Origin of the sequence: Streptomyces sp. NPDC052012, from assembly GCF_040689265.1 — a bacterium.
Lineage (GTDB): Bacteria > Actinomycetota > Actinomycetes > Streptomycetales > Streptomycetaceae > Streptomyces.
Genome location: NZ_JBFAXA010000001.1, coordinates 358,805 through 385,044, shown reverse-complemented (window position 1 = coordinate 385,044; position 26,240 = coordinate 358,805). Strand labels below are relative to the sequence as shown.

Genomic DNA, 26,240 nt, shown 5'->3' with positions numbered 1-26,240 from the left:
TCGCCGGCTACGGCCTGGCAGCCATCGTCTACCTCTTCATCGGCCACGCCATCGCCAACCGCCTCCGCCGCCACTGACCCGCTCCGCGGACTCCCCAACCCAGGCGGCAGCCCCCGGGGCCCCGCGCCACCTACCAGCTGGTCCCGTGACCCGGGGGTCTGGGGGTACCCCCCAGCGAACACAGCACCTTCGACGAGGCGTGGGCGCGCGTGGTCGCCGGCTACGGCCTGGCAGCCATCGTCTACCTCTTCATCGGCCACGCCATCGCCAACCGCCTCCGCCGCCACTGACCCGCTCCGCGGACTCCCGGACGAGGCGGAAACCCGCTCCAGAGCCCCCGATGCCGACTGGTCTCGTGACCCGGGGGTCCGGGGGCACCCCCCCAGCGAACACAGCACCTTCGACGAGGCGTGGACGCGCGTGGTCGCAGGTCGCGCGACCCGGGGGTCTGGGGCGCCGCCACTGAGCCCCGCGGGCTCAGGTGGTCTCGGTGCAGCAGTCCGGGTCCAGGCCCCGCGGCAGGTGGTCGCCGCCGAAGACCGCGCACGTGGCCTCGTGGCCGCCGAGGGCCGCGACCGCGAGGAGCAGGGAGCCCGCGGTCCATGTCGTCAGCTCTCGCGGCCAGATGGCGTCGTCCTCGAAGACGTAGCCCGTCCAGTACAGGCCGGTCTCCGGGTCCCGTAGGTGCTGGATCGACTGGAGTATGTCCAGCGCGCGGTCGGACTCGCCCATCGCCCACAGGGCCAGGGCGAGTTCGGCCGACTCGCCGCCGGTCACCCACGGGTTGGGGACCACGCAGCGCACGCCGAGGCCGGGGACGACGAAGCGGTCCCAGCCCTCCTCGATGCGTGCCTTGGCCTCCGCACCGGTCAGCGCGCCGCCCAGCACCGGGTAGTACCAGTCCATGGAGTAGCGGTCCTTGTCCAGGAACCGCTCCGGGTGGTGCCGTATCGCGTGCCGCAGCGCGCCCGCCGCCAACTCCCAGTCCGGCTGCGGCTCCTCGCGCTGCTCGGCGATGGCGAGCGCGCAGCGCAGCGCGTGGTGGATGGAGGAGGAGCCGGTGAGCAGCGCGTCCGCCGTGGCCGTGCCGTCGTCGTCGCGCCGCCAGCCGATCTGCCCGCCGGGCTGCTGGAGCCGCAGGACGAACTCCACCGCCGCGAACACGGCGGGCCACATGCGGTCCAGGAACGTGTCGTCGCCGGTGGAGAGGTAGTGGTGCCACACCCCCACGGCGATGTACGCGACGAAGTTGGTCTCCCGGCCCCGGTCGGTGACGTCGCACGGGTCGCCGTCGGCGTAGGCCGCGAACCAGGAGCCGTCGGGCTGCTGGTGCCGGGCCAGCCACAGGTATGCCCGCTCGGCGGCCTCGTGCTCACCGGCCGCGTCCAGCGCCATCGCGGCCTCGACATGGTCCCAGGGGTCGAGATGGTGACCCCGGAACCACGGGATCGCGCCGTCCGCCCGCTGTACCCCGAGGATGCCGCGCACGGTCGCGGCGGCCTGCCCGGCGGTCAGCACCCCGGGCAGGACCAGGTGTTCCGTGCGGGGAGTGGTCACGCGGCGTCCACCGGGGGCAGGTGCGGCTTGGTCGCGTACGCCACGAAGCTCTTGCCGATGAGCGGGTTCAGCGCCTGCTCGGCGACCCGGGTGGCCAGCGGCTTCTTCATGATGTCCCAGACCAGCAGCTTGTGGTACGCCCGCACCGGCAGCGCCTTGTCGTTGTCCACGCCGAACGCGCACTTCAGCCACCAGTACGGCGAGTGCAGCGCGTGCGCGTGATGCGTGCCGTACGGCTTCAGCCCTGCCTCACGGATCTTCGCCAGCAGTTCGTCCGCCTTGTAGATGCGGATGTGGCCGCCCTCGACCTCGTGGTAGGCGTCGGACAGCGCCCAGCACACCTTCTCGGGGCCGTAGCGGGGCACGGTGACGGCGATCCGGCCGCCCGGCTTGAGGACGCGGACCATCTCGGCGAGGACGCCCTTGTCGTCCGGGATGTGCTCCATCACCTCGGAGATGATCACGACGTCGAAGGACTCGTCGGGGAAGGGCAGCGCGAGCGCGTCGCCCTCCATGGCGGTGGCGCTGGCACCCTCCGGCGCCTCGCCGGCCTCCTTCATCGCCGCGAACCACTTGGCGACCTCGCGGATCTCGTCCGCGTTCTGGTCCAGCGCCACGACGCGCGCACCGCGCCGGTAGCACTCGAACGCGTGCCGGCCGGCTCCGCAACCGAGGTCCAGGACACGGTCGCCGGGGGCGAGCGGGAACCGGGAGAAGTCGACGGTCAGCACGTGGCCCTGCTTTCGGGGTGAGAAGAGGCGGTCACTTCCACGGGGGTGGTCGTCCGGGTGGGAGCCGTGGCCGGGGCCACGGAGCGGCCGGGAGGCAGGCCGGCGATCGCCTCGCGGTAGCGGGCCACCGTGCCCTCCGCGGCACGCGCCCACGTGAAGTGCCGTAGCACCCGCTCACGGCCCGCCGCGCCCAGTCGCCGTCTCAACTCGGCGTCGCCCAGCAGCCGGTTCAGCCCGGCGGCCAGCGCTCCCGCGTCACCGGGCGGTACGGCCAGGCAGGTCTCGCCGTCGCGTCCGGCGACCTCCGGGATCGCACCGCCGGTCGTGGCGAGCAGCGGCGTGCCCGTGGCCATGGCCTCGGCGGCGGGCAGCGAGAAGCCCTCGTACAGCGACGGCACGCAGGCGACCTGTGCCGAGCGCACGAGGTCGACCAGTTCGGCGTCGGAGATGCCCTTGACGAACTCGACGGCGCCCTCCAGCCCGTACCGCTCGATCGCCTGCGCGACGGGCCCCTCGGCGGGCCGCTTGCCGACGACGACGAGGTGGGCGCCGGGGTGCTCGACGCGCACCTTCGCCAGCGCCTCGACGAGGAACACCAGCCCCTTGAGCGGCACGTCCGCGCTGGACGTCGTGACGATCCGGCCCGGCACGACCGGCACGGACGCGTCCGGCGAGAACAGGTCGGTGTCGGCGCCGATGTGGACGACGTGGATCCGGTCCTGGCGTACGCCGAGGTGATCGACGATCTCCTGGCGGGAGGTGCCGGAGACGGTGAGCACGGACGGCAGCCGGCGGGCGACGCGCTTCTGCATCCGGGTGAAGGCGTACCAGCGGCGCACGGAGTACCGCCGCTGCCAGGTCTGGGCGGCGTCCAGCTCCAGCTGCCGGTCGACGGTGATGGGGTGGTGGATGGTGGTCACCAGGGGCGCGCCGATGTCGCCGAGCAGACCGTAGCCGAGGGTCTGGTTGTCGTGGACGACGTCGAAGTCGCCGCGGCGGGCGCGCAGATGGCGGCGGGCGCGCAGCGAGAAGGTGAGCGGCTCGGGGAAGCCGCCGGTCCACATCGTGCCGACCTCGAGTGCGTCGATCCAGTCGCGGTACTCGCCGCGCTTCGGGGTGCGGAAGGGGTCCGGCTGGCGGTAGAGGTCGAGGCTGGGCAGCTCGGTGAGGCTCAGACCGTCGTAGCCCTCGTCGAGGACGGGGTAGGGCTGGGCGCCGATGACCTCGACGCGGTGTCCGAGGCGGGCGAGTTCACGGGAGAGATGGCGTACGTAGACGCCCTGCCCGCCGCAGAACGGGTTTCCCTTGTAGGTGAGGAGTGCGATGCGCAGCGGTCGCAAGCCGTCGGCGGCACGGCCCTCGAAGGGCCCGGCCTGACTGGCCTCAGCGGTCACCCTGGGCCCCCTTCTCCCTGCACTGTCCCGCGAGACTACGACGGGACGCTAATCTAGAACAAGTTTCAGAGTTGATCGTTCGGAGACCTCGAATCTACCGGCAGGTAGGGGTGCTGTGAGCAGTGGATCAGGTGATTCACGCCACGGCGGACGGCGTGCCATGCTGTCTGATCACTCGCCCTCACCGACGGTCACGAAGCGGGCCCGCACCCGCGCGGACCGGCAGGGGCAAGACGGGCACAGCAGGCGGGACGGGCAAGGCAGGCAAGGCAGGCGGGACGAGCAGGGCAGGCAAGGGGAACAAGGTGGCAAAGACCGAAGCCGGCACCACACGGACCTCTCCGGCCTCGCCGCTCACCGAGCGGCAGGAGGCGCGCCGGCGCCGCATCCTGCACGCGACCGCCCAGCTGGCCAGCCGGGGCGGGTTCGACGCGGTGCAGATGCGGGAGGTCGCGGAGTCCTCCCAGGTGGCACTGGGGACCCTGTACCGCTACTTCCCGTCCAAGATCCACCTGCTGGTGGCGACGATGCAGGACCAGCTGGAGCACATGCACGGCACGCTGCGGAAGAAGCCGCCGGCCGGTGAGACCGCGGCCGAGCGGGTCGCGGAGACCCTGATGCGGGCGTTCCGCGCGCTGCAGCGCGAGCCGCATCTGGCCGATGCCATGGTGCGCGCGCTGACCTTCGCCGACCGCAGCGTGAGCCCGGAGGTCGACCAGGTCTCGCGTCAGACCACGGCGATCATCCTGGACGCGATGGGCCTGGAGGATCCCACCCCGGACCAGCTCTCCGCGGTCCGCGTCATCGAGCACACCTGGCACTCGGCGCTGATCACCTGGCTCTCGGGGCGCGCCTCCATCGCCCAGGTCAGGATCGACATCGAGACGGTGTGCCGGTTGATCGACCTGACGGACCCCCGTCACTAGCGAAAGTTTCGCCCACCGAATCTGGCTGAAGCCGTTCCATGCCTCCATGCACGGACGGTTGACCACCCCTGCGGCCCTTCGTATCGTCGGTGCACCCATTCGGAAACATGAGCGAAACTTTCGAGAGAAGGTGACATGCACATGATCTCCAGGTCTCTACCCGTCAGACCCTTACGGGCCGCCCTGAGCGCCGCCGCCACCGCCCTGCTCACCCTCACCGCCCTCGCCGCCCTCCCCCAGACCCCGGCCCACGCGGCCGACACCCTGGGCGCGGCGGCGGCCGAGAAGGGCCGCTACTTCGGCGCCGCGGTCGCCGCCAGCCACCTCGGCGAGGCACAGTACGCCGCCACACTGAACACCGAGTTCAATTCGGTGACCCCGGAGAACGAGATGAAGTGGGACGCGGTGGAGCGCACCCGCGACTCGTTCACCTTCGGCGCGGCCGACCAGATCGTGAACCACGCCCTCGGCCGCGGCATGAAGGTCCGCGGCCACACCCTGGTCTGGCACTCCCAGCTGCCCGGCTGGGTCGCGGGCCTCGGCGCCACGGAACTCCGCTCGGCGATGAACCACCACATCACCCAGGTCATGACCCACTACAAGGGCAAGATCCACTCCTGGGACGTGGTCAACGAGGCGTTCCAGGACGGCGGCAGCGGCGCCCGGCGCAGCTCGCCCTTCCAGGACAAGCTCGGCGACGGCTTCATCGAGGAGGCGTTCCGCACGGCCCGCGCGGCCGACCCCGACGCCAAGCTCTGCTACAACGACTACAACACCGACGGCGTCAACGCGAAGAGCAATGCCGTCTACGCCATGGTCCGGGACTTCAAGGCGCGGGGCGTGCCGATCGACTGCGTGGGCTTCCAGTCCCACTTCAACAGCGCCTCCCCGGTCCCCTCCGACTACCGGGCCAACCTCCAGCGCTTCGCCGACCTCGGCGTCGAGGTGCAGATCACCGAGCTGGACATCGAGGGCTCGGGCACGGCCCAGGCGACGAACTACGGCAATGTCGTGCGGGCCTGTCTCGCGGTGACGCGCTGCACCGGCATCACGGTGTGGGGCATCCCGGACAAGTACTCGTGGCGGGCGAGCGGAACGCCCCTGCTGTTCGACGACAACTACAACAAGAAGCCCGCCTACCACGCCGTACTGAGCGCACTCGGCGGCTCCACCGACCCCGGCGGCCCCGGCAACCCGGGCGCGACCTGCACCGCCACCTACACCACGGCGGAGGACTGGGGCAGCGGCTACAACGGCAAGGTCACCATCACGGCGGGCAGTTCACCGATCAGTGCCTGGAGCGTGAACGTCACCATGACACCTCCGCAGAAGGTCGTCGCCGTCTGGAACGGCGCGGCAGGCTGGGACACCTCCGGGAACGTCATGACGGTCCGCTCCACCCACAACGGCACCCTGCAGCCCGGCACTTCGACGACGTTCGGCTTCACGGCCCAGCGCAACGGCACCAGCACACCCCCGCAGCTGAGCGCCTGCACCGCCTCCTGACCACCCACCCCCGGCCGGCCCGCACCCCCGCCGACGGGTGCGGGCCGGCCCTCGCCCGCCGCACTACTCCTCGGGCGGGAACACCGGCTCCCCGCTGTCCAGCAGGGTGATGACGATGGCCTCGACGGGGCAGTTCTCGGCCGCGGTGAGGATGTGTTCGTCGGCGTCGGTCCGGTCGGCGGTGGGACGGGACTGGCGGGCGGGGTCGAGGCGGAAGGCGCGCGGGGCGTGGTGGACGCAGGTGGCGGAGCCGATGCACACGGCCCGGTCGACCTGCACGTGCCAGCGGTCGCCCGTCCCGGCGCCCGGATTCGCCCGCGCGGGAGACGCGCCCATCCTCAGCCCTCCCCTCCCGGCGGCAGATGGATCATCTTGTGCTCCAGGTACTCGCCATAGCCCTCGGGGCCGAACTCCCGGCCGATTCCGGAGTTCTTGTAGCCGCCGAACGGGCCGAGCATGTCGAGGCTGAAGGTGTTGACCGAATAGGTGCCGGTGCGGACCTGGCGGGCGATCTCGATGCCGTGCTCGGTGTCGGCCGTCCAGACGCTGCCGCTCAGGCCGTAGTCCGAGTCGTTGGCGATCTTCAGCGCGTCGGGCTCGTCGTCGTAGGGGAGCAGGCAGATCACCGGGCCGAAGATCTCCTCGCGGGCGATGCGCATGCTGTTGTCGACGTCGCCGAAGAGGGTCGGCTCCACGTACCAGCCGTGGTCCAGGCCGGCCGGGCGTCCGCCCCCCGTGAGGATCTTGGCGCCCTCCTCCTGGCCGATGCGGACGTAGTCGAGGCTGCGCCGCCGCTGCCGCTCGGCCACCAGCGGGCCCACCTGCGTGGCCGGGTCCAGCGGGTCGCCGACGACCAGCGCGCTCGCGGCGGCCGCGAGGGCGTCGGCGAACTCGTCGTAGCGGGACCGGGGCAGCAGGATGCGGGTCTGGGCCACGCACGCCTGCCCGTTGTTCATCCAGGCCGCCGGCACGATCCCGGCGACCGTCGCCTCCACCTCCGCGTCCGGCAGCACCACGGCGGCCGACTTGCCGCCCAGCTCCAGCGTCACCCGGGTCAGGTTCCGCGCGGCCACCTCCATCACGCGCCGGCCCGCCGCGACCGAACCGGTGAACGCCACCTTGTCGACGCCGGGGTGCCCGACCAGATACTCGCTGACCTCCCGGTCGGCGGGCAGGATCGACAGCACGCCCTCGGGCAGCCCGGCCTCCGTTGCGATCTCCCCCAGCAGATAGGCGTCCAGGGGCGCCTCGGGCGACGGCTTGAGCACCACCGTGCAGCCGGTGAGCAGCGCGGGCGCGAGCTTCGCGGCGGCCACGAACTGCGGGACGTTCCAGGGCACGACGGCGGCGACGACCCCGACGGGCTCCCGCCGCACCAGGATCCGGCCCAGCACACCGTCCCGCGTCTCCTCGTGCGCGAAGCCCCGCGCGACCGTGATCGCCGCGTCCCACACCATCACCGCGCCGAGCGCCTGCGCGAGCACGCTCCAGGAGTACGGCGATCCGTTCTCGGACGAGATCAGCCGCGCGATCTCGTCGTGCCGGGCGGCGATGCCGTCCTTGATCCGGCCGACGACCTCGATCCGCTCGGCGAGGCTCGTCCGCGGCCAGGGCCCTTCGTCGAAGGCCCGCCGTGCCGCCGCCACCGCCCGGTCCACATCCGCGGCCGACGCGTGCGGCACCCGCCCGATGACCTCCTCGGTGTGCGGGGAGATCACCTCGATGACCTCGCGGCCCAGGGGATCGGTCAACTCCCCGCCGATGAACAGCTGTCCGTGTTCCACGAGCTCGGTCATGGCCGACCGCCTCCCCGGGAGCCGCGTCTCTGACGCATCATCAGATACTGGCACTGATACCAGTTCCGGTCACCACAGTCCACGGGCGGGGAGCGGCGAGGGCTGGGGAAAGTCGTCCGGGGCTACCGTCGAAACGCGTTCTAGTTATAGTGGCCTGGCCGGAACCCGGCGACGACGGGGGTACCCATGGCGCAGGCGTACGACCACGGCGGCGGCGTCCGTTCGCTCCGGGTGCCCATCCCGGACAACCCGCTCGGCCACACGCTGGTCCACGTCCTCGACACCGACGCGGGGCCCGTCCTGATCGACACCGGCTGGGACGACCCGGCCGCCTGGACCACCCTGACCGAGGGCCTGACCGCCTGCGGCACCTCGGTCACCGAGATCCACGGCGTGGTCGTCACCCACCACCACCCCGACCACCACGGTCTGTCCGGGAAGGTCCGCGAGGCATCCGGTGCCTGGATCGCGATGCACCCGGCGGACACCGCCGTCGTCCGCCGCACCCGCGAGGCCCCGCCCGAGCGCTGGTTCTCCTACATGGCCGACAGACTCACCGCCGCCGGCGCGCCCGAGACCCACGTGGCCCCCCTGCGCACGGCCACCGGCCGCCGCACCCTCCCCGGCCTCGCCCCCGCCCTCCCCGACCGCGAGATCGTCCCCGGCGAACTCCTCGATCTGCCGGGCCGCCGCCTGCGCGCCGTCTGGACCCCGGGCCACACCCCCGGCCACGTCTGCCTGCACCTGGACGAGGAACACCCGGGCGGTCTCCCGGGCAGCGGCCGCCTGTTCTCCGGCGACCACCTGCTCCCCGGCATCACCCCGCACATCGGCCTCTACGAGGACCCCGACGACGCCACCCCCACCGACCCCCTCGGCGACTACCTCGACTCCCTCGAACGCGTCGCCCGCCTCTCCCCCGCCGAGATCCTCCCCGCCCACCAGCATCCCTTCACCGACGCCCCCGCCCGAGTCGCCGGTCTCCTCGCCCACCACGCCGCCCGCCTCGCCGGCCTGCTGGCCCTCCTCACCACCCCGCTCACCCCCTGGCAACTGGCGGAACGCATGACGTGGAACCGCCCCTGGCCGCAGATCCCCCCTTCCTCCCGCACCATCGCCGTCTCGGAGGCCGAGTCCCACCTGCGGCGCCTGGTCAAGCTGGGGCAGGCGGAGGCGGTGCCGGGCAGCGATCCGGTGACGTACGTGGCGGTGTGACCCCGGCGAGGGCCGAGGGTGAGGCACCCCACCCGGCCGTCTCCCTACGTGCGGGTAAAGTGGCGGCGTCGTCATCACGCCGTACGGGGGGAAGCCGGTGCAATTCCGGCGCTGACCCGCAACCGTGAGCCGTCCCTCGGGACGGTCAGCCGGAATGCCCCGGACGGATCGTGACCGGCTCACGTGCCCGGCAGTCCGCCGGAGCACGGCACCGTCGAGGTATACGGAGCCGAGCCGCCGGGGTCTCCCCTGCCGCCCAGCTCCCTGCACCGGCACCAAAGGGAGAGAGGCACCCGCCGATCATGAACGTCCGCCGCAGCGCAGCGGTCCTGGCCGCCGTCGCCGTGATCGGCGCCGCCACCCCGGCCGCCGCCGACTCGTCCCCGTCCCCCGAGCCGTCGAAGGCCCTCCCCTCCGCCCTGTACGGCGACAGCGACCCGCAGTACGACGGCGTCTGGCGCCAGTCGCTCGCCCTGCTCGCCCAGGACACGGCCGGTGTCGAGCCGCCTAAGGCGGCCGTGGACTGGCTGGTCGGCCAGCAGTGCGCCGACGGCTCGTTCGCCCCCTACCGGGCCGACACCGCGAAGGCGTGCGACGCGAAGACGATGGTCGACACCAACCAGACCGGCGCCGCCGTCCAGGCTCTCGCCGCGCTCGGCGGCCACGACGCGGTGACCGACAAGGCCGTCGACTGGCTCAAGTCCGTCCAGAACAAGGACGGCGGCTGGGGTTACGCGGCGGGCGGCGCGAGCGACACCAACTCCACGTCCGTCGTCATCGGCGCGCTCGCCGCCGCCGGCGAGCAGCCGGCCGAGGTGAGGAAGAACGGCAAGTCCCCCTACGACGCCCTGCTGAAGCTGGCGCTGCCCTGCGAGGGCGACGGCGCGGGCGCGTTCGCCTTCCAGCCCGACAAGAAGGGCAAGCTCGTCGCCAACGGGGACGCCACCGCGGCCGGAGTGCTCGGCTCGCTCGGCAAGGGTCTGGTCGTCGAGCCCGGCACGTCGGGTACGGCGAAGGCCTCCTGCAAGAAGGCCGACAGCCCGGAGCAGGCCGCCGCGAACGGCGCCGCCCACCTCACGGACGCGCTGGCGAAGGACGGTCACCTCGTCTCCGCGCTCGGCGGCTCAGAGCAGCCCGACTACGGCAACACCGCGGACGCGGTGGTCGCGCTCGCCGCGCAGGGCGCCGTCGAACCGGCGAAGAAGTCCCTGGCCTGGCTGGAGAAGAACTCCGGCGACTGGGCGGCCCAGAGCGGCCCCGCCGCCTTCTCCCAGCTGATCCTCGCCGCCCACGCGACGGGCGCGGACCCGCGCGACTTCGGCGGGGCGGACCTGGTGAAGCAGCTGACGGCGACGGGTCCCTCCGGGGACTCCGCGCAGACGAAGGACAAGGCCGGCGACTCGGCCTCCGAATCCGACTCCGACTCGGACTCCGGTTTCGGGGTGTGGTGGTACGTCGGCGTGTGCCTGATCGCCGGCATCGGCATCGGCTTCCTGATCAGCGGCCGCGGGAAGAGGCAGCAGCCGTGATCCGCCGGGCCCTGCCGCTGTTCCTGGCCGCGCTCCTGCCCGTACTGGCGGGAGCGGGCCAGGCCCAGGCCGCCGGTTACCGCTACTGGTCGTTCTGGGAGCGCGACGGCGAGCAGTGGACGTACGCCACGCAGGGCCCGTCCACCACCCGCCCCTACGACGGCGACGTCCAGGGCTTCCGCTTCTCCGTCAGCGAGAACTCCGCGGACGCGGCGAAGCCACGAGGCACCGCCGGCTTCGACACGATCTGCGCGAAGACCCCGGCGAAGGACGGCACGAAGCGCGTGGCCCTGGTCATCGACTTCGGCACCGCGGCCGACGCCCCGTCGGGCGAACGACCGCCGGCGCACCGCACGGCGTGCGCACAGGTCTCCGAGGACGCCACCACCGCCGATGCCCTGGCCTCGGTCGCCAAGCCCCTCCGCTACAACACCAACGCGCTGCTGTGCGCGATAGCGGGGTACCCGGAGAAGGGCTGCGGGGAGCAGGTGTCGAGCGGCGACACGAAGCAGACCCCGGCGAAGGAGAAGCCCGCCTCGGACAGCGGCCCTTCACTGGGCCTGATCGCCGGAATCGGAGCGGTCGCCCTCCTGGGAGCAGCAGCCCTCTGGCAGACCCGCCGCCGCAACCGGAATGTCTGACGCACGCAGCTGCGGGCAGTCGTGCCGCTGGGGCGGCACGGGTGGGCGCAGCGGCACCCTGCCAGCGCCGGCAAGCGTCCCCACCCCCGCCCAGCCCCCACGCACCCGCACCCAACTCCACCCCGGCGCCTGGTGGCTCTGGTCCCTCTCCCTCGGCACCGCAGCCACCCGCACCACCAACCCCCTCCTCCTCACCCTCCTCATCACCGTCTCGGCGTACGTCGTGGCCACCCGCCGCCCCGACGCCCCCTGGGCCCGCTCCTACGGCGCCTTCGTCAAGCTCGCCCTCGCCGTCCTCCTCATCCGCCTCCTCTTCGCGGTCGTCCTCGGCTCCCCCATCCCCGGCACGCACGTGCTCCTCACCCTCCCCGAAGTCCCCCTCCCTGACTGGGCGCAGGGCATCCGCCTCGGCGGCAGGGTCACCGCCGAGGCCCTCACGTACGCGCTCTACGACGGCCTGAAGCTCGCCACCCTCCTCATCTGCGTCGGTGCCGCGAACGCCCTCGCCAACCCCTCCCGCCTCCTGAAGTCCCTCCCCGGCGCGCTGTACGAGATGGGCGTGGCGGTCGTCGTGGCCCTCACCTTCGCGCCGAACCTCATCGCCGACGTCCAGCGCCTGCGCGCCGCCCGCCGCCTGCGCGGCCGTCCCGACAAGGGCATCCGGGGCCTGCTGCACGTGGGCCTGCCCGTCCTGGAGGGCGCCCTGGAGCGTTCCGTCGCGCTCGCCGCCGCGATGGACGCCCGCGGTTACGGCCGCACCGCCCAGGTCCCGCCCGCGGTCCGCCGTACCACCGCCGCCCTCACGCTCGGCGGTCTGCTCGGCGTCTGCGCGGGAACGTACGGGCTGCTCACGGCCGCGGGTGCCACGTACGGCATCCCCGTTCTCCTCGCCGGTCTCACCGCGGCCCTCGCGGGTCTGTGGCTCGGCGGCCGGCGCTCCCCGCGCACCCGGTACCGCCCGGACCGCTGGGACGTACGCGCCTGGCTGGTCGCCGGTTCCGGTGCGGCCGTAGCGGCCCTGCTCGCGCTCGCCGCCGCCCGCGATCCGGCGGCGCTGCACCCCGGAGTGGTCCCGCTCGTCGCTCCCGCCCTCCCCCTCTGGCCCGCGGCGGCCGTCCTGATCGGCCTGCTCCCCGCCTTCGTCGCCCCCGCCCCCGAGGACACCCGGAACACCGGGAACACCCGCAAGGAGCCGTCGTGATCCGCTTCGAGAACGTGTCGGTGACGTACGACGGCGCGAGCGAACCCACCGTCCGGAACGTCGACTTCGAGGTCCCGGAGGGCGAACTCGTCCTCCTCGTCGGCCCGTCCGGTGTCGGCAAGTCGACCGTGCTGGGCGCGGTCAGCGGTCTCGTCCCGCACTTCACCGGCGGCACCCTGCACGGCAGGGTCACGGTCGCCGGCCGCGACACCCGCACCCACAAGCCGCGTGAACTCGCCGATGTCGTCGGCACGGTGGGCCAGGATCCGCTGTCCCACTTCGTGACGGACACGGTGGAGGACGAACTCGCCTACGGCATGGAGTCGTTGGGCCTCGCCCCGGACGTGATGCGCCGCCGCGTCGAGGAGACCCTGGACCTGCTGGGCCTCGCCGATCTGCGCGACCGCCCCATCGCCACGCTGTCCGGCGGCCAGCAGCAGCGCGTCGCCATCGGCTCGGTCCTCACCCCGCACCCCCGGGTCCTGGTCCTGGACGAGCCGACGTCCGCCCTCGACCCCGCGGCGGCCGAGGAGGTCCTGGCGGTCCTCCAGCGCCTCGTCCACGACCTGGGTACGACGGTCCTCATGGCCGAACACCGCCTGGAGCGCGTCGTCCAGTACGCCGACCAGGTCGCCCTGCTCCCGGCCCCGGGCGAGCCCCCGCTCCTGGGCACCCCGGCGGAGGTCATGGCCGTCTCCCCCGTGAGCCCGCCGGTGGTGGACCTCGGCCGCCTCGCTGGCTGGTCCCCGCTGCCGCTGACGGTCCGCGACGCCCGCCGCCGTGCGGCCCCGCTGCGGGAACGCCTCGCGGACCGGCAGCAGCCGCGCGAGGAGACCGCAGCCTCCACGCGGTCTCCCGCCCGCAGGCGTCTGTTCGCAGGCCGCACGTCCGGCGCCCCCGCCACCGCCCCCGTCGCCGAGGTCCGCTCCCTCGCCGTCCGCCGCGACCGCGTCCAGGCCCTGCGCCACATCGACCTGACCGTCGCTCCCGGCGAGACGATCGCCCTCATGGGCCGCAACGGCGCCGGGAAGTCGACCCTGCTCGGCGCGCTGGTCGGCCTGGTCGCACCCTCCTCCGGCTCGGTCCGCACCGGAGACGCGGTCCCGCACCGGACCCGCCCCCGTGACCTGGTGCGCCGCGTGGGCCTGGTCCCGCAGGAGCCGCGCGATCTGCTGTACGCCGACACGGTGGCCGCCGAGTGCTCCGCCGCCGACCGGGACGCGGGCGCCGAGCCGGGCACCTGCCGCGCGCTGCTGTCGGAACTGCTGCCGGGCGTGGCCGACGACACCCACCCTCGCGATCTGTCCGAGGGCCAGCGTCTGACCCTCGCCCTCGCGGTCGTCCTCACGGCCCGGCCGCCCCTGCTCCTGCTGGACGAACCGACCCGCGGCCTCGACTACGCGGCGAAGGCCCGCCTGGTCACCCTCCTGCGCGGCCTGGCCACGGAGGGTCACGCGATCGTCCTGGCCACGCACGACGTGGAGCTGGCCGCGGAGCTCGCGCACCGGGTCGTCCTGATCGCCGAGGGCGAGGTGATCGCGGACGGTCCGGCGGCGGAGGTGGTCGTCGCGTCCCCGTCCTTCGCCCCGCAGGTCGCCAAGATCCTCGCCCCGCAGCAGTGGCTCACGGTGAGCCAGGTACGGGAGGCCCTGCGGTGACCGATCGCCAGGCCCGAGCCATCCGACTGGGCCCCCGCTCACTGGCGGCGCTGGCCCTGGTGAGCGCGGTGGGCGTGGCCGGGTTCTCCTGGCCCTTCCTCGCCCCGCCCGCCTCCACCCTCAACGCGCACGCCCAGGACGCGCCGTGGCTGTTCGCGGGTCTGCTGGTGCTGCTGGTCGCGGTGGTGGCGGCGACGATCTCGGAGTCGGGCCTCGGGCCGAAGGCGGTGGCGATGCTGGGCGTCCTCGCCGCCACGGGTGCCGCTCTGCGGCCCATCGGTGCGGGCACGGCGGGCCTGGAGCCGATGTTCTTCCTCATGGTCCTCAGCGGCAGGGTCCTCGGCCCGGGTTTCGGCTTCGTCCTCGGTTCGCTCACGATGTTCGCGTCCGCGCTGCTCACGGGCGGGGTGGGGCCCTGGCTGCCGTTCCAGATGCTGGCGATGGGCTGGTTCACGATGGGCGCGGGCCTGCTGCCGGGCCCGGACCGTCTGCGGGGCCGCGCGGAGGTGTGGATGCTCGCGGCGTACGGCTTCCTGGCGGCCTTCGCGTACGGCACGGTGATGAACATGGCGGGCTGGCCCTTCATGTCGGCCCTGGCCTCGAACATCGCCTTCGACCCGGACGCGTCGCCGCCCGCCAACCTGGCCCGCTTCCTCGCCTACTGCCTGGCGACGTCCCTCGGGTGGGACCTGGGCCGGGCCGTGGTCACGGTCGCGCTGACGCTGGCGCTCGGCACGCCTGTGCTGAAGGCACTACGCAGAGCCACCCGGCGCGCCGCCTTCGAGGCGCCGGTCACATTCGCGGACCCCGCCCAGGTGAAGCGCCCCACATGACGCGGGTCACGTACGAAGCAGGCTCGTAGTCAGGGCCCTTGGGCCCGTGGGGCACAGCAGCGGACGAGCTCCGCTCATGCGACGAGCGCTAGTAAAAGGGACCTTTGCGGACACTTCCGCCGCCTGCTTGTCTGGACGACGTCGCCAGGCGCCGACGTGCCCACCAGGGCCGCGGCGCCGACGCATGCCCCCGCCGCACTCATGACTCGTGCGGCACCGGCATGCCGCGACCATCCTGCTTCCGACCGAAAGGCCGCCTGTGTCCGCCGCTTCCTTCCTCCGCACCCTCGCCGCCCCGAAGAAGGCCCTCGCCGGTACCGCCCTCGCCGCCGTCACGTGCGGCACGCTGATCGCCGCGGCTCCCGCGCACGCCGCGACGACCGGGGCCTCCTCGGCCCAGGCGACCGCGAAGAAGATGATCGGCAACTCGGCCCAGTTCCAGTGCTTCTCGAACATCGTCCAGCACGAGAGCGGCTGGAACCCGACCGCCACCAACGCCTCCAGCGGTGCGTACGGCCTGGTCCAGGCGCTCCCCGCCTCGAAGATGGCCTCGGCCGGCTCCGACTGGAAGACCAACCCCGCCACGCAGATCAAGTGGGGCCTGAACTACATGAACGAGCGCTACGGCAGCCCGTGCGACGCGTGGAAGTTCTGGCAGGCCAACAACTGGTACTGAGCCGGCTCCCCACCCCCTGATACCGAAGGCGGCGCCCCCCAGATCCCCGGGGGCGCCGCCTTCGCCGTGCCGTCAGGACACGCTCACCAGGAGTTCCTTGACGCCGTTGATCCAGGCGGAGCGCAACCGCCGCGGGTCACCGACGAGGCGTAGTCCCGGCATCGCGTCCGCGATCGCGTTGAAGATCAGGTCGATCTCCAGGACGGCCAGGGACTTGCCGAGGCAGTAGTGGGGGCCGCCGCCGCCGAAGCCCAGGTGGGGGTTGGGGTCGCGGGTGATGTCGAAGGCGTCCGGGGCGGTGAAGACCTCGGGGTCGTGGTTGGCGGAGGAGTAGAACAGGCCGACCCGGTCGCCCTTGCGGATCGTCTTGCCGCCCAGCTCCGTGTCCTGCGTCGCCGTGCGCTGGAAGGCGGCCACCGGCGTCGCCCAGCGCACGATCTCCTCCGCCGTGGTCGCCGGCCGCTCCCTCTTGTACAGCTCCCACTGGTCCGGGTGCGTGAGCAGCGCGTGCATCCCGTGCGTGATGGCGTTGCGCGTCGTCTCGTTGCCGGCCACTGCCAGCAGCAGCACGAAGAAGCCGAACTCGTCGCTGCTGAGGTTCCCCTCGTCCTCCGCCGCCACCAGCCGCGTGACGATGTCCTGCGCCGGACACCGCTTCCGCTCGGCCGCCATGTTCATCGCGTACGCGAGGATCTCGGCGGCCGACTGCGCGCCGATCTCGGCCGTGACGGCGTACTCCGGGTCGTCGTACGAGATCATCTTGTTGGACCAGTCGAAGATCTTGCCCCGGTCCTCCTGCGGTACCCCGATCAGCTCGGCGATCGCCTGCAGGGGCAGCTCGCAGGCCACCTCGGTGACGAAGTCGAACGGCCCTGAGCGCGTCCGCGCCCCCTCCACGATCGCGACCGCCCGCGCCCGCAACCGCTCCTCCAGCGCACGGATCGCCCGGGGAGTGAACCCGCGCTGCACGATCTGCCGCACCCGCGTGTGCTCCGGCGGGTCCATGTTGAGCATGATGAACCGCTGCGCGTCGATCGCGTCGCGCTCGATGTCCTCGTTGAAGCGGATGATCGCCGTGTTCTCGTACGACGAGAACAGCTCGGGGTGCGTGGAGACGTACTTGACGTCGGCGTGCCGGGTCACGGCCCAGTACCCCTCGTCCCGGAAGCCGGCCACTCCGGCCGGCTGGGCGACCCAGCACACCGGCTCGGCCCGGCGCAGCTCGGCGAACTCCGGCAGGGGCACGCGGCGGTGCAGCACATCGGGGTCGGTGAAGTCGAACCCGTCGGGGAGCGCTGGACAGGGCATGGTCACTCCAGCAGCGTCGGTTTTTGACGGCTCATCAGTTACGGAGCTGGGGGGACCGTAGTAACGAGTTCTACAACCCGCAAGGGACGGACCGCGGCCAATTGCCCGCCTTTCTGGGGCGGATCACGACCTCAGCCGCTGCACGACCCTTGCGGCACCGGCCTCCGAGTCAGCAGACTGCCCACAGAACTAGAACGCGTACTAGTTCCGGGTACTAGTTTGCGGAGAGGACCCCCCATGGCCGCGGAGCCCGTGATCGTCGAAGCCGTACGCACCCCCATCGGCCGGCGCGGCGGCGCGCTCGCCAACCTCCACCCCGCCTACCTCCTGGGCGAGACCTACCGCGAGCTCCTGGGTCGCACCGGCATCCCCGCCGACTGCGTGGAACAGATCGTCGGCGGCACGGTCACCCACGCCGGCGAGCAGTCCATGAACCCGGCGCGCACGGCCTGGCTGACGATGGGCCTGCCGTACGAGACGGCGGCGACGACGGTCGACGCGCAGTGCGGGTCCTCCCAGCAGGCGTCCCACATGACCGCGAACATGATCGCGGCAGGGGTGATCGACGTGGGCATCTCGTGCGGCGTGGAGTCGATGTCGCGGGTGCCCCTGGGATCGGCCTCCAGGCACGGGCCGGGCAAGCCCTTCCCCGACGAGTGGAACGTCGACCTTCCGAACCAGTTCGAGGCGGCGGAGCGCATCGCGCGCCACCGGGGCCTCACGCGTGAGCACGTGGACCGGCTGGGCCTGCTCTCCCAGGAGCGGGCGGCGCACGCCTGGGCGGAGGAACGCTTCAAGCGGGAGACCTTCGCCGTCCAGGTCCCGACGACGGAGGAGGAGCAGCACGCCGGTCAGGGCATGTGGCGCCTCGTGGACCGGGACGAGGGCCTGCGCGACACGTCCATGGAGGCGCTGGCGGGCCTGAAGCCGGTGATGCCGACAGCGGTGCACACGGCGGGCAACTCCTCCCAGATCTCGGACGGCGCGGCGGCGATCCTGTGGGCGTCGAAGCGGATGGCTCGCGCGTTGAAGCTGAAGCCGAGGGCACGGATCGTCGCCCAGGCCCTGGTCGGCTCAGACCCCCACTTCCACCTGGACGGCCCGATCGACGCGACCAACGCGGTGCTGGGCCGGGCCGGGATGACCCTCCGGGACATCGACCTGGTGGAGATCAACGAGGCGTTCGCGTCGGTGGTGCTGAGCTGGGCGCAGGTCTTCGACCAGGACCTGGAGAAGGTGAACGTGAACGGCGGTGCGATCGCGCTGGGCCACCCGGTGGGGGCGACGGGGGCGCGATTGATCACTACGGCGCTTCATGAACTGGAGCGCGCGGACAAGGAGTTCGCGTTGATCACGATGTGCGCGGGGGGTGGGCTGGCCACCGGCACGATCATTCAGCGGTTGTAGCCGTCCAGCTCAGTCTCGTAGTCCTCGCTGTAGACGACGAGGCGGGACAGCACCCCACGCCGGTGCCGTACTTCACGGTGACTTTTCAGCGCCCTCCAGGTAAACGCCCGCGCCCCGTTCCACGTCTACCTCACCGTGCCCCCTGCCGACCTCGCCCTCGCCACCCAGCAAGCGGACCCGGCCGACACCCTCCAGCGGAACCACCCCCTCCGCAGCTTTCTCCGACGCCACCGCGTTCCTCTCCTCGCCACCCTCCCCGTCCTCCCCCTCTACGCGGTCTGGTGGGCCTTCCTCGCCACCGGCGGCGGCGATCTCGCGGCCCAAGAAGCCTGGGCCGGGTTCGCCGAACGGCACGGGGACTCCGCGTACAACCTCTTCTGGTACGGCGGGATGCACACGGCCAACTACAGCCTCGTCTCGCCGTACTTGATGGCCGCCCTCGGTGTCCGTACCATCACCGTCGCCTCAGGGATCGCCGCCTCCTGGATCGCCGGCGTCCTCGTCCGCCGTACCGGGGTCCGAAGACCCCTCGGCCCCGCCCTCCTCGCCTCGCTCGCCCTGTGGTGCAACGTCGCCTCCGGGCGGACCACCTTCGCCCTCGGGGTCGCCTTCGGGCTCGCGGCCGCTCTTCATCTCGTCCGGGACGTCAGGGGCGCGCGGCTCGTCCTCGCCGGCGCCTACGCCGCCCTCGCCACCATGGCGTCCCCGGTCGCCGGGCTGTTCCTCGCGGTCGTCGGCGCCGGGTTCCTGCTCAGCGGCCGCCGGCACACCGCCTCCGCGCTGGTCCTCACCCTGCCGCCCGCCGCCGTCGTCGGCACGACCAGCCTGTTCTTCCCCTTCAGCGGCGAGCAGCTCATGCCCGCCTCCCGGATATGGCCGCCCGTCCTCCTCGGTCTCGCGATCACCGCCCTCGCCCCGCGCACCTGGACGGTCGCCCGGTGGAGCGGCGCCGTCTACGCCGCCGGGACCGTCCTCGCGTATCTCGTCCCCTCCCCCATCGGCACGAACATCGAGCGCTTCGCCGAGTACGCCGCCCCCGTCGTCCTCCTCACCGCACTCCTCGCCCAGCCGTCCTTGCGTACGCCACGCACCCGACCGCTGCGCCGTACCCTCCTCGTCGCCGTCCTCGTCTTCTCCGTCGCCTGGCTCGGCAAGAAGACCGCAGACGACCTCGCCGTGTCGACCACCGTGCCCGCCTGGGCCGCGCACACCCACGGCGTCGTCCGCGCCCTCGACGGGCTGGGCGCCGACCGCTCCCGTGTCGAGGTCGTGCCCGCCCGCAACCACCGCGAGGCGACGCTGCTCGCCCCGCACGTCCCGCTCGCCCGCGGCTGGAACCGTCAGCTCGACATGGAACGGGCCCGGCTCTTCTACGACGGGTCCTTCTCCGCCCACACCTACCGCGCATGGCTGGACCGCTGGGCGGTCGGGTTCGTCGTCCTGCCGAACGGCAAGCCCGACGGGTTCGCCGAGGAGGAGGCCCGGCTGATACGGGACAGCCGCACCCGGCCCGACTGGCTCCTGCCGGTGTGGCACGACGCGCACTGGCAGGTGTTCCGGGTCCGCGACGCCGTGCCCCTCGTCTCCGCCCCCGGCACCGTCGTCCGCACCTCCGGTGCCGAGGTCGTGCTGCGGGTGTCCCGGCCCGGGGAGGTGACCGTGCGGATCGCCTACTCGCCCTGGCTGCGCAGCGACGGCGGGTGTCTGAGCCGCGCGGGCGAGTTCACCCGGCTCACCGTGCCCGCGCCGGGCGAGTACCGGATCAGCTCGGAGTACGGTCCTTCTCCGGCACCGCCCGCTCGCTGCTGAGCTCGGCCGCGGCCGTGACCGTCCGGGCGCGCGGCCCCTGCAGCACGTACGTCAGGGCGAAGCCGGCGCCGACGACGACCGCACCGCCCGCCGCGTCCAGGATCCAGTGGTTGCCGGTGGCCACGATCGCGGCGGCCGTGAACAGGGGGTGGAGCAGGCCCAGCGCCTTCATCCACACCTTCGGCGCGACGATCGCGATGACCACCCCGCACCACAGCGACCACCCGAAGTGCAGCGACGGCATCGCCGCGTACTGGTTGGTGAGGGCCGTCAGTGTGCCGTAGTCGGGCTGGGTGAAGTCCTGCACGCCGTGCACCGTGTCGATGATGCCGAGCTCCGGCATCAGGCGCGGCGGCGCGAGCGGGTAGAGCCAGAAGCCGACGAGGGCGAGCAGGGTGGCGAAGCCGAGGCTCGCGCGGGCCCAGCGGTAGTCGACGGGGCGCCGCCAGTACAGCAGGCCGAGGACGGTCAGCGGCACGACGAAGTGGAACGACGTGTAGTAGAAGTCGAAGAACTCCCGCAGCCAGCCGATCTTCACCACGGCGTGGTTGACCGCGTACTCGATGTCGAGGTGGAGGAAGCGTTCGAGGTCGAGGATCTGGTGGCCGTGCTCCTCCGCGCGTGCCCGTCCGGCCGAGTTGCTGCCGCCGGTCGCCGCGAGCCGCACCTTGGCGTACGCCGCGTACGTCACGCGGATCAGCAGCAGCTCGAGCAGCAGGTTCGGGCGGGTCAGCACCCTGCGCAGGAACGGCAGCAGCGGGATCCAGGAGAAGCGGGCCGGGACCGGGGCGGCGTACCGCGTGGGGATCGGCGAGCGGTAGTACTCCGAGGTGCGGGACAGGAACGGTACGGCCGTGGCGGCGGCCAGCGCGGCGAGCAGGACGACGTTGTCGCGCAGCGGGTACAGCACCGCCATGTTCGGCAGCATCATCTTGGCGGGCAGCGTCATCACCAGGACGACGGCGACGGGCCACACCGGCCGGTCGGAGGCGCGCCGCCCGACCCGTCCGACGACGGTGAGCAGCACCCACAGCAGCTGGTGCTGCCAGGCGGTCGGGGAGACGACGATGACGGCGCAGCCGGTGATGCCGACCGCGAGCAGCAGCTGGCCGTCGCGGGCGTAGCGCACGGCGCGTCTGACAGCCAGCGCGGCGACGGTCGCGCCGAGCAGCAGGAAGAGGCCGATCTCCACGGTGCCTTCGAGGCCGAGGCGGAGCAGGGCGCCGTGCAGGGACTGGTTGGCGAGGTCGTCGGCGCGTCCGCCGAGGCCGACGCCCGCCATGTGGTGCACCCAGTAGGTGTAGGAGTCGTGCGGCATCACGGCCCAGGCGAGCCCGGTGAGGCCGACGAAGGTGACGCCACCGGCGAGGGCGGCCTGGCGGCGGCCGGTGAACCACAGCAGCGGCGCGAACAGCAGCAGCGTGGGCTGCAGGGCGGCGGCGAGGCCGATGAGGGCGCCGCTGACGCGCTGGCCGTGGGCGACGAAGCAACCGAGCAGGACGAGGAGGACCGGGATGATGCTGGTCTGGCCGAGCCACAGGGCGTTGCGCACCGGCAGCGACAGCATCAGGAGGCTGACGGCGACCGGCGCGGCGAGCAGCGCGGTGCGGCGGCCGACGGGCTGGGGCAGGGCGCGGGCGGCGACCAGTCCGAGCGCGACGACCAGCAGCAGCGTGCCGAAGGTCCAGCCCCAGCCGAGCGCCTGCTCGGCCGATCTCGTGAGGGGTTTGAGGACCAGCCCGCCGAAGGGGGTGCCGGTGAAGCGGGTGGAGTCGTAGAGCGAGCCGCTGACGTGCAGCACGCCCTCGGGTCCGACCCAGGTCTCCAGGTCGGTGAGCCGTTCACCGCGCGGGGTGCTCAGGACGACGGCGACCTGCCGCACGGCGAGGACGGCGGCGACCAGCCACAGTCCGAGGCGCGCCGCGCGCAGCCGTGCCTGGGTTCCGCCGACGGCCGTCGCCCCGAGAGCCTCCGTCGGTCGCCCGCTGTGCTCCGCATTCGCCACGCCTCGTCGGCCTCCCGCCCCTTGGTCCATGCGCTGTGTGCATGGAAGGTCACTCTGCGAACCCTATGAGTTCGCACCGCCCCTGAGCCAAGACGCAGGCCACCCCCGATTCACCTGACGTCCTTTGCGCTTTTGTCCGGTCGACGATAGACGGCCGGGACTTCGGTTGCGCGTCCGGGGCGCGAGAAGGATCACGTCGGGGCGCGGTGGACCGGGCGCGCCGGGAGTGCTGCGTGCCTGCACATCCCCCATTTATATGCACCCTGCAACGACACGCATACCACCCGTACAGGGACAGGCGGCGCCTATCGTCGCTTGCTTGGTTCTGCCCGACAGCGCCGCCGCGCGGAGCCCGTCCCTGTCCCCGTCGAAAGGTAGGCGAGCGTCGTTTTGTCGACCGCCCCCGTCGCCGCTCCCGTGTCCCCGCACAAGTCCGTCGCCGCGCAGACCCCCGATCCCGCCGCCCAGGCCCCCACCGTCACCGACCCCGCGCTCGTCCGGCGCGCCGTGAAGGCTGCCGCCCTGGGCAACGCGATGGAATGGTTCGACTTCGGTGTCTACAGCTACATCGCGGTCACCCTGGGCAAGGTCTTCTTCCCCTCGGGCAACCCCACCGCCCAGCTGCTGTCGACGTTCGGCGCCTTCGCCGCGGCCTTCCTGGTCCGCCCGCTCGGCGGCATGGTCTTCGGCCCGCTCGGCGACCGGGTGGGGCGGCAGAAGGTCCTCGCCCTCACCATGATCATGATGGCGGCGGGCACCTTCGCGATCGGCCTGATCCCCTCCTACGCCGCGATCGGTGTCGGCGCCCCGATCCTGCTGCTGGCCGCCCGCCTCGTGCAGGGCTTCTCCACCGGCGGCGAGTACGCCGGCGCGTCCACCTTCATCGCCGAGTACGCCCCCGACAAGCGGCGCGGCTTCCTCGGCAGCTGGCTGGAGTTCGGCACGCTCGCCGGGTACATCGCGGGCGCGGGCCTGGTCACCCTGATGACGGCGCTGCTCTCCTCCGAGGACCTGCTCTCCTGGGGCTGGCGCATCCCGTTCCTGATCGCGGGCCCGATGGGCCTCATCGGCCTGTATCTGCGCATGCGCCTGGAGGAGACCCCCGCCTTCGCCGCCGAGGTGGAGAAGGCCGAGTCGGACCGCCCGAAGGTGCCGCTGCGCGAGATGGTCACCGGCCAGTGGAACGCGCTGCTGCTGTGCGTGGGCCTGGTGCTGGTCTTCAACGTCACCGACTACATGCTGCTGTCGTACATGCCGAGCTACCTGACCAGCGAGCTCGGCTACGACGAGACGCACGGCCTGCTCGTGGTGCTCGGCGTGATGGCGCTGATGATGCTCGCCCAGCCGTTCGTCGGCGCGCTGACGGACCGCGTCGGCCGCCGCCCGGTCATCGCCACCGGCTGCGCGGGCTTCCTGCTGCTGTCCGTCCCGGCGCTGCTGCTGATCCGCGACGGCTCGCTGCTCGCGGTCGCCGCCGGCATGGGCGCGCTCGGCCTGCTGCTGGTGTGCTTCACCGCCGCCATGCCGGCCGCGCTCCCGGCGCTGTTCCCGACCCGGGTGCGCTACGGCTCCCTGTCGATCGGCTTCAACGTCTCGGTGTCCTTGTTCGGCGGCACCACCCCGCTGGTGGTCACCGCGCTGATCGGCGCGACCGGCGACATGATGATGCCCGCCTACTACATGATGGCCGCGGCCGTGATCGGCGGTCTCGCGGTGTGGCGCATGGCGGAATCGGCCGGAAAGCCGCTGCCTGGTTCGGCACCGTCGCTGGAGGCGAGGACACTGGAAGCCGGGGCGGCCGGGACCGCCGGCTCCGCCTGACCCAGCGGACGAAAGGTACGGGTGCATGAGCGACGCGCGGCTCTGGCACGAGGTGGACGACTACTTCACCGCCCACCTCGCACCGGGCGACGAGGTCCTGGACGCCGCCCTGCGGGACAGCGAGGCGGCCGGGCTGCCGTCCATCGCCGTCGCACCGAACCAGGGCAAGCTGCTCCAGCTGCTCGCCCAGGTCCAGGGCGCCCGGCACATCCTGGAGATCGGCACGCTCGGCGGCTACAGCACCATCTGGCTGGGCCGGGCGCTCCCGCCGGACGGGCGGCTGATCACCCTGGAGTACGACCCCCGGCACGCCGAGGTCGCGGCCCGCAACCTCGCCCGCGCCGGCCTGGACAAGCTGGTCGAGGTGCGGGTGGGGGCGGCCCTGGAGTCGCTGCCGAGGCTGGCCGACGAGAACCCGCCGCCGTTCGACCTGGTCTTCATCGACGCCGACAAGGCCAACAACGCGCACTACGTGGAGTGGGCGCTGAAGCTCACCAGCACCGGCAGCCTGATCGTCCTCGACAACGTCGTGCGCGGCGGCCGGGTCGCCGATCCGGACAACACCGATCCGGACGTGGCCGGCACCCGGGCCGCGCTGGAGCTGATCGGCAGCCATCCACGGCTCAGCGGTACCGCGGTCCAGACGGTCGGCGCCAAGGGCCACGACGGGTTCGCGCTGGCCAGGGTGCTGGCCTGAGCCCCGTGGCGCTCACACCTCGTGGTAGAAGCCCACGTTGACGCTGCGCGGGGCGGTGCGGTCCTGGATGACGACCTCGCCGCTGCCGCCCCGGGGCAGCGCGACGGTGCCGCCGTAGGGGACCGGGGTGGCGTACTCGCCGATGGTGAGGCGGACCTCGGAGGACGGCTCGGGCAGGGAGCCGCGCAGCCAGGTCAGGTGCCAGCTGCCGTCCTGCCCGCACTGGAACTCCAGATGGACCCGGGAGACGAACAGCCAGTCGTCCGGGGTGGCCAGCCGGCACACCGACCGGTCGCGGCCCACCCGCAGCACGGCGCCCGGCTCGCTGGGCGCGTCGGCCATGTGCATGCCGGCCGTGGCACCCGCTTCCGCCGCGGACACGGCGGCCATGGTGAGTTCGAGCACGTGCGCTCCTCCTGAGACGTCCTGGCGGGCTGGGCAGGGCCCGAGAGCCCGCCGCATGATAAAACGCCCGGCTGCGCGGCGTCCGGCACAATGGGGCCATGACCGAGCGAAAGCCACCCGGCGTCAGCTTCGAGTCGTTCGCCGACAAGCAGATCCGTGACGCGGAGGCGCGCGGGGAGTTCGACCGGCTGCCGGGGGCGGGCAAGCCGCTGCCGCGCGACGTGGAGGCCACCTACGACGAACTGTGGTGGGTCAAGCGGAAGATGGCCCGCGAGGGCCTGTCCGTGCTCCCGCCGGCGCTGGCGCTGCGCAAGGAGGCCGAGGACGCGCTGGAGGCGGCACTCGCGGCGCCCTCGGAGCGGATCGCACGGAAGATCCTCACGGAGATCAACGCCAGGATCCGCGAGATGATGTTCAAGCCGCCGCCCGGCCCCCCGCTGGGCAAGAAGCCGTACGACGTCGAGGACGTCGTACGGCAGTGGCGGGAGCGCCGGGAGGCGGCGGGCGGCTAGGGGGTGTCCGCCCGGCGGCTCAGACGTGCAGCAGCTTCTCCGCCAGCTCGCGGTAGTCCCGCAGGGCCAGCCGCAGCTGCTCGGTGTCGGTGGCCGCGGTGGTCCCGCCCTCGCCGGTGTCGGCGGACTGCCAGGACCGGCGCAGCGTGCGGCGCCGCTCGGTCACCGCGTGGGTGACGCGCTCGGTGAGCTCCTGCAGGACCTGGTCGGCCTCGCGCACGGCATCGCGCGGGGTGTCGACGAAGCCGGCCACGGCGTGCTGGAGCTGCGCGGCGAGCTTGTCGCCGTCGTCGCGCGGGAGCAGCCGCTGCCCGGCGCCGGCGGCGTCCCCGGCCCGGGTGTCACGGGCGCCGGGCGTGCGGGCGGTGTCCTCGGTCCGGGTGTCGCGGGCGCCGGGCGTGCCGGCGGCCTCCCCGGTCCGGGTGTCGCGGGCGCCAGGTGTGCCGCCGGTCTCCCAGGCCCGGGTGTCGCGGGGGCCGGTGGTGGTGTCGGGGCCGGTACCGGTTCCGGTGTCGGCCGGCTGCGGGTGCGCCGCGACCAGCGGGCTCTCGCTGCCGTCGGCACGTCCGGTACCGCCGGTGGGGTTCTCTGGGTGCCGGGTCGCGTCGGTCAT

At 72.6% G+C, this 26,240-nt stretch carries 23 protein-coding genes and 1 riboswitch; of the genes, 14 read left to right on the top strand and 9 right to left on the bottom strand.

The window, feature by feature from the left end:
- Positions 1-477 precede the first annotated feature (477 nt).
- Genes AB0412_RS01725 through AB0412_RS01715 form a run of 3 tightly spaced genes read right to left on the bottom strand, consistent with a single transcriptional unit; the run spans position 478 to position 3,682 of the window.
- Positions 478-1,557, bottom strand: coding sequence for a prenyltransferase (locus tag AB0412_RS01725; RefSeq protein ID WP_366400436.1), 1,080 nt, complete (start codon positions 1,555-1,557; stop codon positions 478-480).
- Positions 1,554-2,288, bottom strand: coding sequence for a class I SAM-dependent methyltransferase (locus AB0412_RS01720; protein ID WP_366400435.1), 735 nt, complete (start codon positions 2,286-2,288; stop codon positions 1,554-1,556). The genes AB0412_RS01725 and AB0412_RS01720 overlap by 4 nt, the downstream gene beginning before the upstream one ends.
- Positions 2,282-3,682, bottom strand: a complete 1,401-nt coding sequence (locus AB0412_RS01715; RefSeq protein WP_366400434.1) for a glycosyltransferase family 4 protein — start codon at positions 3,680-3,682, stop codon at positions 2,282-2,284. Before AB0412_RS01715 ends, AB0412_RS01720 begins: the two co-directional genes overlap by 7 nt.
- Before the next feature lie 305 nt (positions 3,683-3,987).
- Between AB0412_RS01715 and AB0412_RS01710 the strand changes: the two genes are divergently transcribed.
- Positions 3,988-4,608 (top strand): TetR family transcriptional regulator, encoded by a 621-nt coding sequence (locus tag AB0412_RS01710; RefSeq protein WP_366400433.1) that lies wholly within the window; start codon positions 3,988-3,990, stop codon positions 4,606-4,608.
- Positions 4,609-4,749: 141 nt separating this feature from the next.
- Positions 4,750-6,114 (top strand): endo-1,4-beta-xylanase, encoded by a 1,365-nt coding sequence (locus tag AB0412_RS01705; RefSeq protein ID WP_366400432.1) that lies wholly within the window; start codon positions 4,750-4,752, stop codon positions 6,112-6,114.
- 63 nt (positions 6,115-6,177) lie between these two features.
- Here the strand turns inward: AB0412_RS01705 and AB0412_RS01700 are convergent, their stop codons facing one another.
- Complete coding sequence (locus tag AB0412_RS01700) at positions 6,178-6,450, bottom strand: ferredoxin (RefSeq protein ID WP_366400431.1); 273 nt, start codon at positions 6,448-6,450, stop codon at positions 6,178-6,180.
- A 2-nt stretch (positions 6,451-6,452) separates the two neighbouring features.
- Positions 6,453-7,910, bottom strand: a complete 1,458-nt coding sequence (locus tag AB0412_RS01695) for an aldehyde dehydrogenase (protein WP_366400430.1) — start codon at positions 7,908-7,910, stop codon at positions 6,453-6,455.
- Positions 7,911-8,096: 186 nt separating this feature from the next.
- On the opposite strand from AB0412_RS01695, the gene AB0412_RS01690 reads away from it, so the two are divergent.
- The 7 genes from AB0412_RS01690 to AB0412_RS01660 all read left to right on the top strand — a co-directional run bounded on the left by AB0412_RS01690 (position 8,097) and on the right by AB0412_RS01660 (position 15,663).
- A complete protein-coding gene (locus AB0412_RS01690) occupies positions 8,097-9,125 on the top strand; it encodes an MBL fold metallo-hydrolase (protein WP_366400429.1) in 1,029 nt (342 codons plus the stop codon).
- An 87-nt stretch (positions 9,126-9,212) separates the two neighbouring features.
- Positions 9,213-9,285: riboswitch (cobalamin riboswitch) on the top strand.
- Between the two features lie 142 nt (positions 9,286-9,427).
- The gene (locus AB0412_RS01685; RefSeq protein ID WP_366400428.1) at positions 9,428-10,654 is read left to right on the top strand and encodes a prenyltransferase/squalene oxidase repeat-containing protein; all 1,227 of its coding nucleotides are present in this window, start codon (positions 9,428-9,430) and stop codon (positions 10,652-10,654) included.
- On the top strand, positions 10,651-11,295 hold the full coding sequence (locus AB0412_RS01680) for an SCO2322 family protein (RefSeq protein WP_366400427.1): 645 nt from the start codon (positions 10,651-10,653) through the stop codon (positions 11,293-11,295). The genes AB0412_RS01685 and AB0412_RS01680 overlap by 4 nt, the downstream gene beginning before the upstream one ends.
- Positions 11,288-12,496, top strand: coding sequence for an energy-coupling factor transporter transmembrane component T (locus AB0412_RS01675; protein ID WP_366400426.1), 1,209 nt, complete (start codon positions 11,288-11,290; stop codon positions 12,494-12,496). Before AB0412_RS01680 ends, AB0412_RS01675 begins: the two co-directional genes overlap by 8 nt.
- Positions 12,493-14,154 (top strand): ATP-binding cassette domain-containing protein, encoded by a 1,662-nt coding sequence (locus AB0412_RS01670; protein ID WP_366400425.1) that lies wholly within the window; start codon positions 12,493-12,495, stop codon positions 14,152-14,154. Before AB0412_RS01675 ends, AB0412_RS01670 begins: the two co-directional genes overlap by 4 nt.
- Positions 14,151-14,987, top strand: a complete 837-nt coding sequence (locus tag AB0412_RS01665) for an ECF transporter S component (RefSeq protein ID WP_366400424.1) — start codon at positions 14,151-14,153, stop codon at positions 14,985-14,987. Before AB0412_RS01670 ends, AB0412_RS01665 begins: the two co-directional genes overlap by 4 nt.
- Positions 14,988-15,246: 259 nt before the next feature.
- Positions 15,247-15,663, top strand: a complete 417-nt coding sequence (locus AB0412_RS01660; protein ID WP_366400423.1) for a transglycosylase SLT domain-containing protein — start codon at positions 15,247-15,249, stop codon at positions 15,661-15,663.
- A gap of 72 nt (positions 15,664-15,735) precedes the next feature.
- Here the strand turns inward: AB0412_RS01660 and AB0412_RS01655 are convergent, their stop codons facing one another.
- The gene (locus AB0412_RS01655) at positions 15,736-16,971 is read right to left on the bottom strand and encodes a cytochrome P450 (RefSeq protein WP_366400422.1); all 1,236 of its coding nucleotides are present in this window, start codon (positions 16,969-16,971) and stop codon (positions 15,736-15,738) included.
- A 237-nt stretch (positions 16,972-17,208) separates the two neighbouring features.
- On the opposite strand from AB0412_RS01655, the gene AB0412_RS01650 reads away from it, so the two are divergent.
- Positions 17,209-18,378 carry a steroid 3-ketoacyl-CoA thiolase gene (locus AB0412_RS01650; RefSeq protein ID WP_366400421.1) on the top strand — a complete coding sequence of 390 codons (1,170 nt, stop codon included), beginning with the start codon at positions 17,209-17,211 and terminating at the stop codon, positions 18,376-18,378.
- A 135-nt stretch (positions 18,379-18,513) separates the two neighbouring features.
- On the top strand, positions 18,514-20,187 hold the full coding sequence (locus tag AB0412_RS01645; protein WP_366400420.1) for a hypothetical protein: 1,674 nt from the start codon (positions 18,514-18,516) through the stop codon (positions 20,185-20,187).
- On the opposite strand, the gene AB0412_RS01640 is transcribed toward AB0412_RS01645, so the two are convergent.
- A complete protein-coding gene (locus AB0412_RS01640) occupies positions 20,141-22,192 on the bottom strand; it encodes a bifunctional glycosyltransferase 87/phosphatase PAP2 family protein (protein WP_366400419.1) in 2,052 nt (683 codons plus the stop codon). The genes AB0412_RS01645 and AB0412_RS01640 overlap by 47 nt on opposite strands.
- A gap of 390 nt (positions 22,193-22,582) precedes the next feature.
- On the opposite strand from AB0412_RS01640, the gene proP reads away from it, so the two are divergent.
- Positions 22,583-24,013, top strand: coding sequence for a glycine betaine/L-proline transporter ProP (gene proP, locus AB0412_RS01635; protein WP_366400418.1), 1,431 nt, complete (start codon positions 22,583-22,585; stop codon positions 24,011-24,013).
- A 25-nt stretch (positions 24,014-24,038) separates the two neighbouring features.
- Positions 24,039-24,710: an O-methyltransferase gene (locus AB0412_RS01630; protein ID WP_366400417.1), complete on the top strand. Its 672-nt coding sequence runs from the start codon at positions 24,039-24,041 to the stop codon at positions 24,708-24,710.
- Between the two features lie 12 nt (positions 24,711-24,722).
- Here the strand turns inward: AB0412_RS01630 and AB0412_RS01625 are convergent, their stop codons facing one another.
- Positions 24,723-25,115, bottom strand: coding sequence for a hypothetical protein (locus AB0412_RS01625; RefSeq protein ID WP_366400416.1), 393 nt, complete (start codon positions 25,113-25,115; stop codon positions 24,723-24,725).
- Between the two features lie 98 nt (positions 25,116-25,213).
- Between AB0412_RS01625 and AB0412_RS01620 the strand changes: the two genes are divergently transcribed.
- On the top strand, positions 25,214-25,627 hold the full coding sequence (locus AB0412_RS01620; protein WP_366400415.1) for a DUF1992 domain-containing protein: 414 nt from the start codon (positions 25,214-25,216) through the stop codon (positions 25,625-25,627).
- A gap of 19 nt (positions 25,628-25,646) precedes the next feature.
- Here AB0412_RS01620 and AB0412_RS01615 read toward each other — a convergent pair whose 3' ends face one another.
- On the bottom strand, positions 25,647-26,240 hold the full coding sequence (locus AB0412_RS01615; RefSeq protein WP_366400414.1) for a hypothetical protein: 594 nt from the start codon (positions 26,238-26,240) through the stop codon (positions 25,647-25,649).

What these genes read in the sequence shown, in the direction of transcription:
- AB0412_RS01705 (WP_366400432.1), top strand. Translation starts at nt 4,750, where the DNA reads ATGATCTCCAGGTCTCTACCCGTCAGACCCTTACGGGCCGCCCTGAGC.
- AB0412_RS01700 (WP_366400431.1), bottom strand. Translation starts at nt 6,450, where the DNA reads ATGGGCGCGTCTCCCGCGCGGGCGAATCCGGGCGCCGGGACGGGCGAC.
- AB0412_RS01695 (WP_366400430.1), bottom strand. Translation starts at nt 7,910, where the DNA reads ATGACCGAGCTCGTGGAACACGGACAGCTGTTCATCGGCGGGGAGTTG.
- AB0412_RS01690 (WP_366400429.1), top strand. Translation starts at nt 8,097, where the DNA reads ATGGCGCAGGCGTACGACCACGGCGGCGGCGTCCGTTCGCTCCGGGTG.
- AB0412_RS01685 (WP_366400428.1), top strand. Translation starts at nt 9,428, where the DNA reads ATGAACGTCCGCCGCAGCGCAGCGGTCCTGGCCGCCGTCGCCGTGATC.
- AB0412_RS01675 (WP_366400426.1), top strand. Translation starts at nt 11,288, where the DNA reads ATGTCTGACGCACGCAGCTGCGGGCAGTCGTGCCGCTGGGGCGGCACG.
- AB0412_RS01655 (WP_366400422.1), bottom strand. Translation starts at nt 16,971, where the DNA reads ATGCCCTGTCCAGCGCTCCCCGACGGGTTCGACTTCACCGACCCCGAT.
- AB0412_RS01650 (WP_366400421.1), top strand. Translation starts at nt 17,209, where the DNA reads ATGGCCGCGGAGCCCGTGATCGTCGAAGCCGTACGCACCCCCATCGGC.
- AB0412_RS01630 (WP_366400417.1), top strand. Translation starts at nt 24,039, where the DNA reads ATGAGCGACGCGCGGCTCTGGCACGAGGTGGACGACTACTTCACCGCC.
- AB0412_RS01620 (WP_366400415.1), top strand. Translation starts at nt 25,214, where the DNA reads ATGACCGAGCGAAAGCCACCCGGCGTCAGCTTCGAGTCGTTCGCCGAC.
- AB0412_RS01615 (WP_366400414.1), bottom strand. Translation starts at nt 26,240, where the DNA reads ATGACCGACGCGACCCGGCACCCAGAGAACCCCACCGGCGGTACCGGA.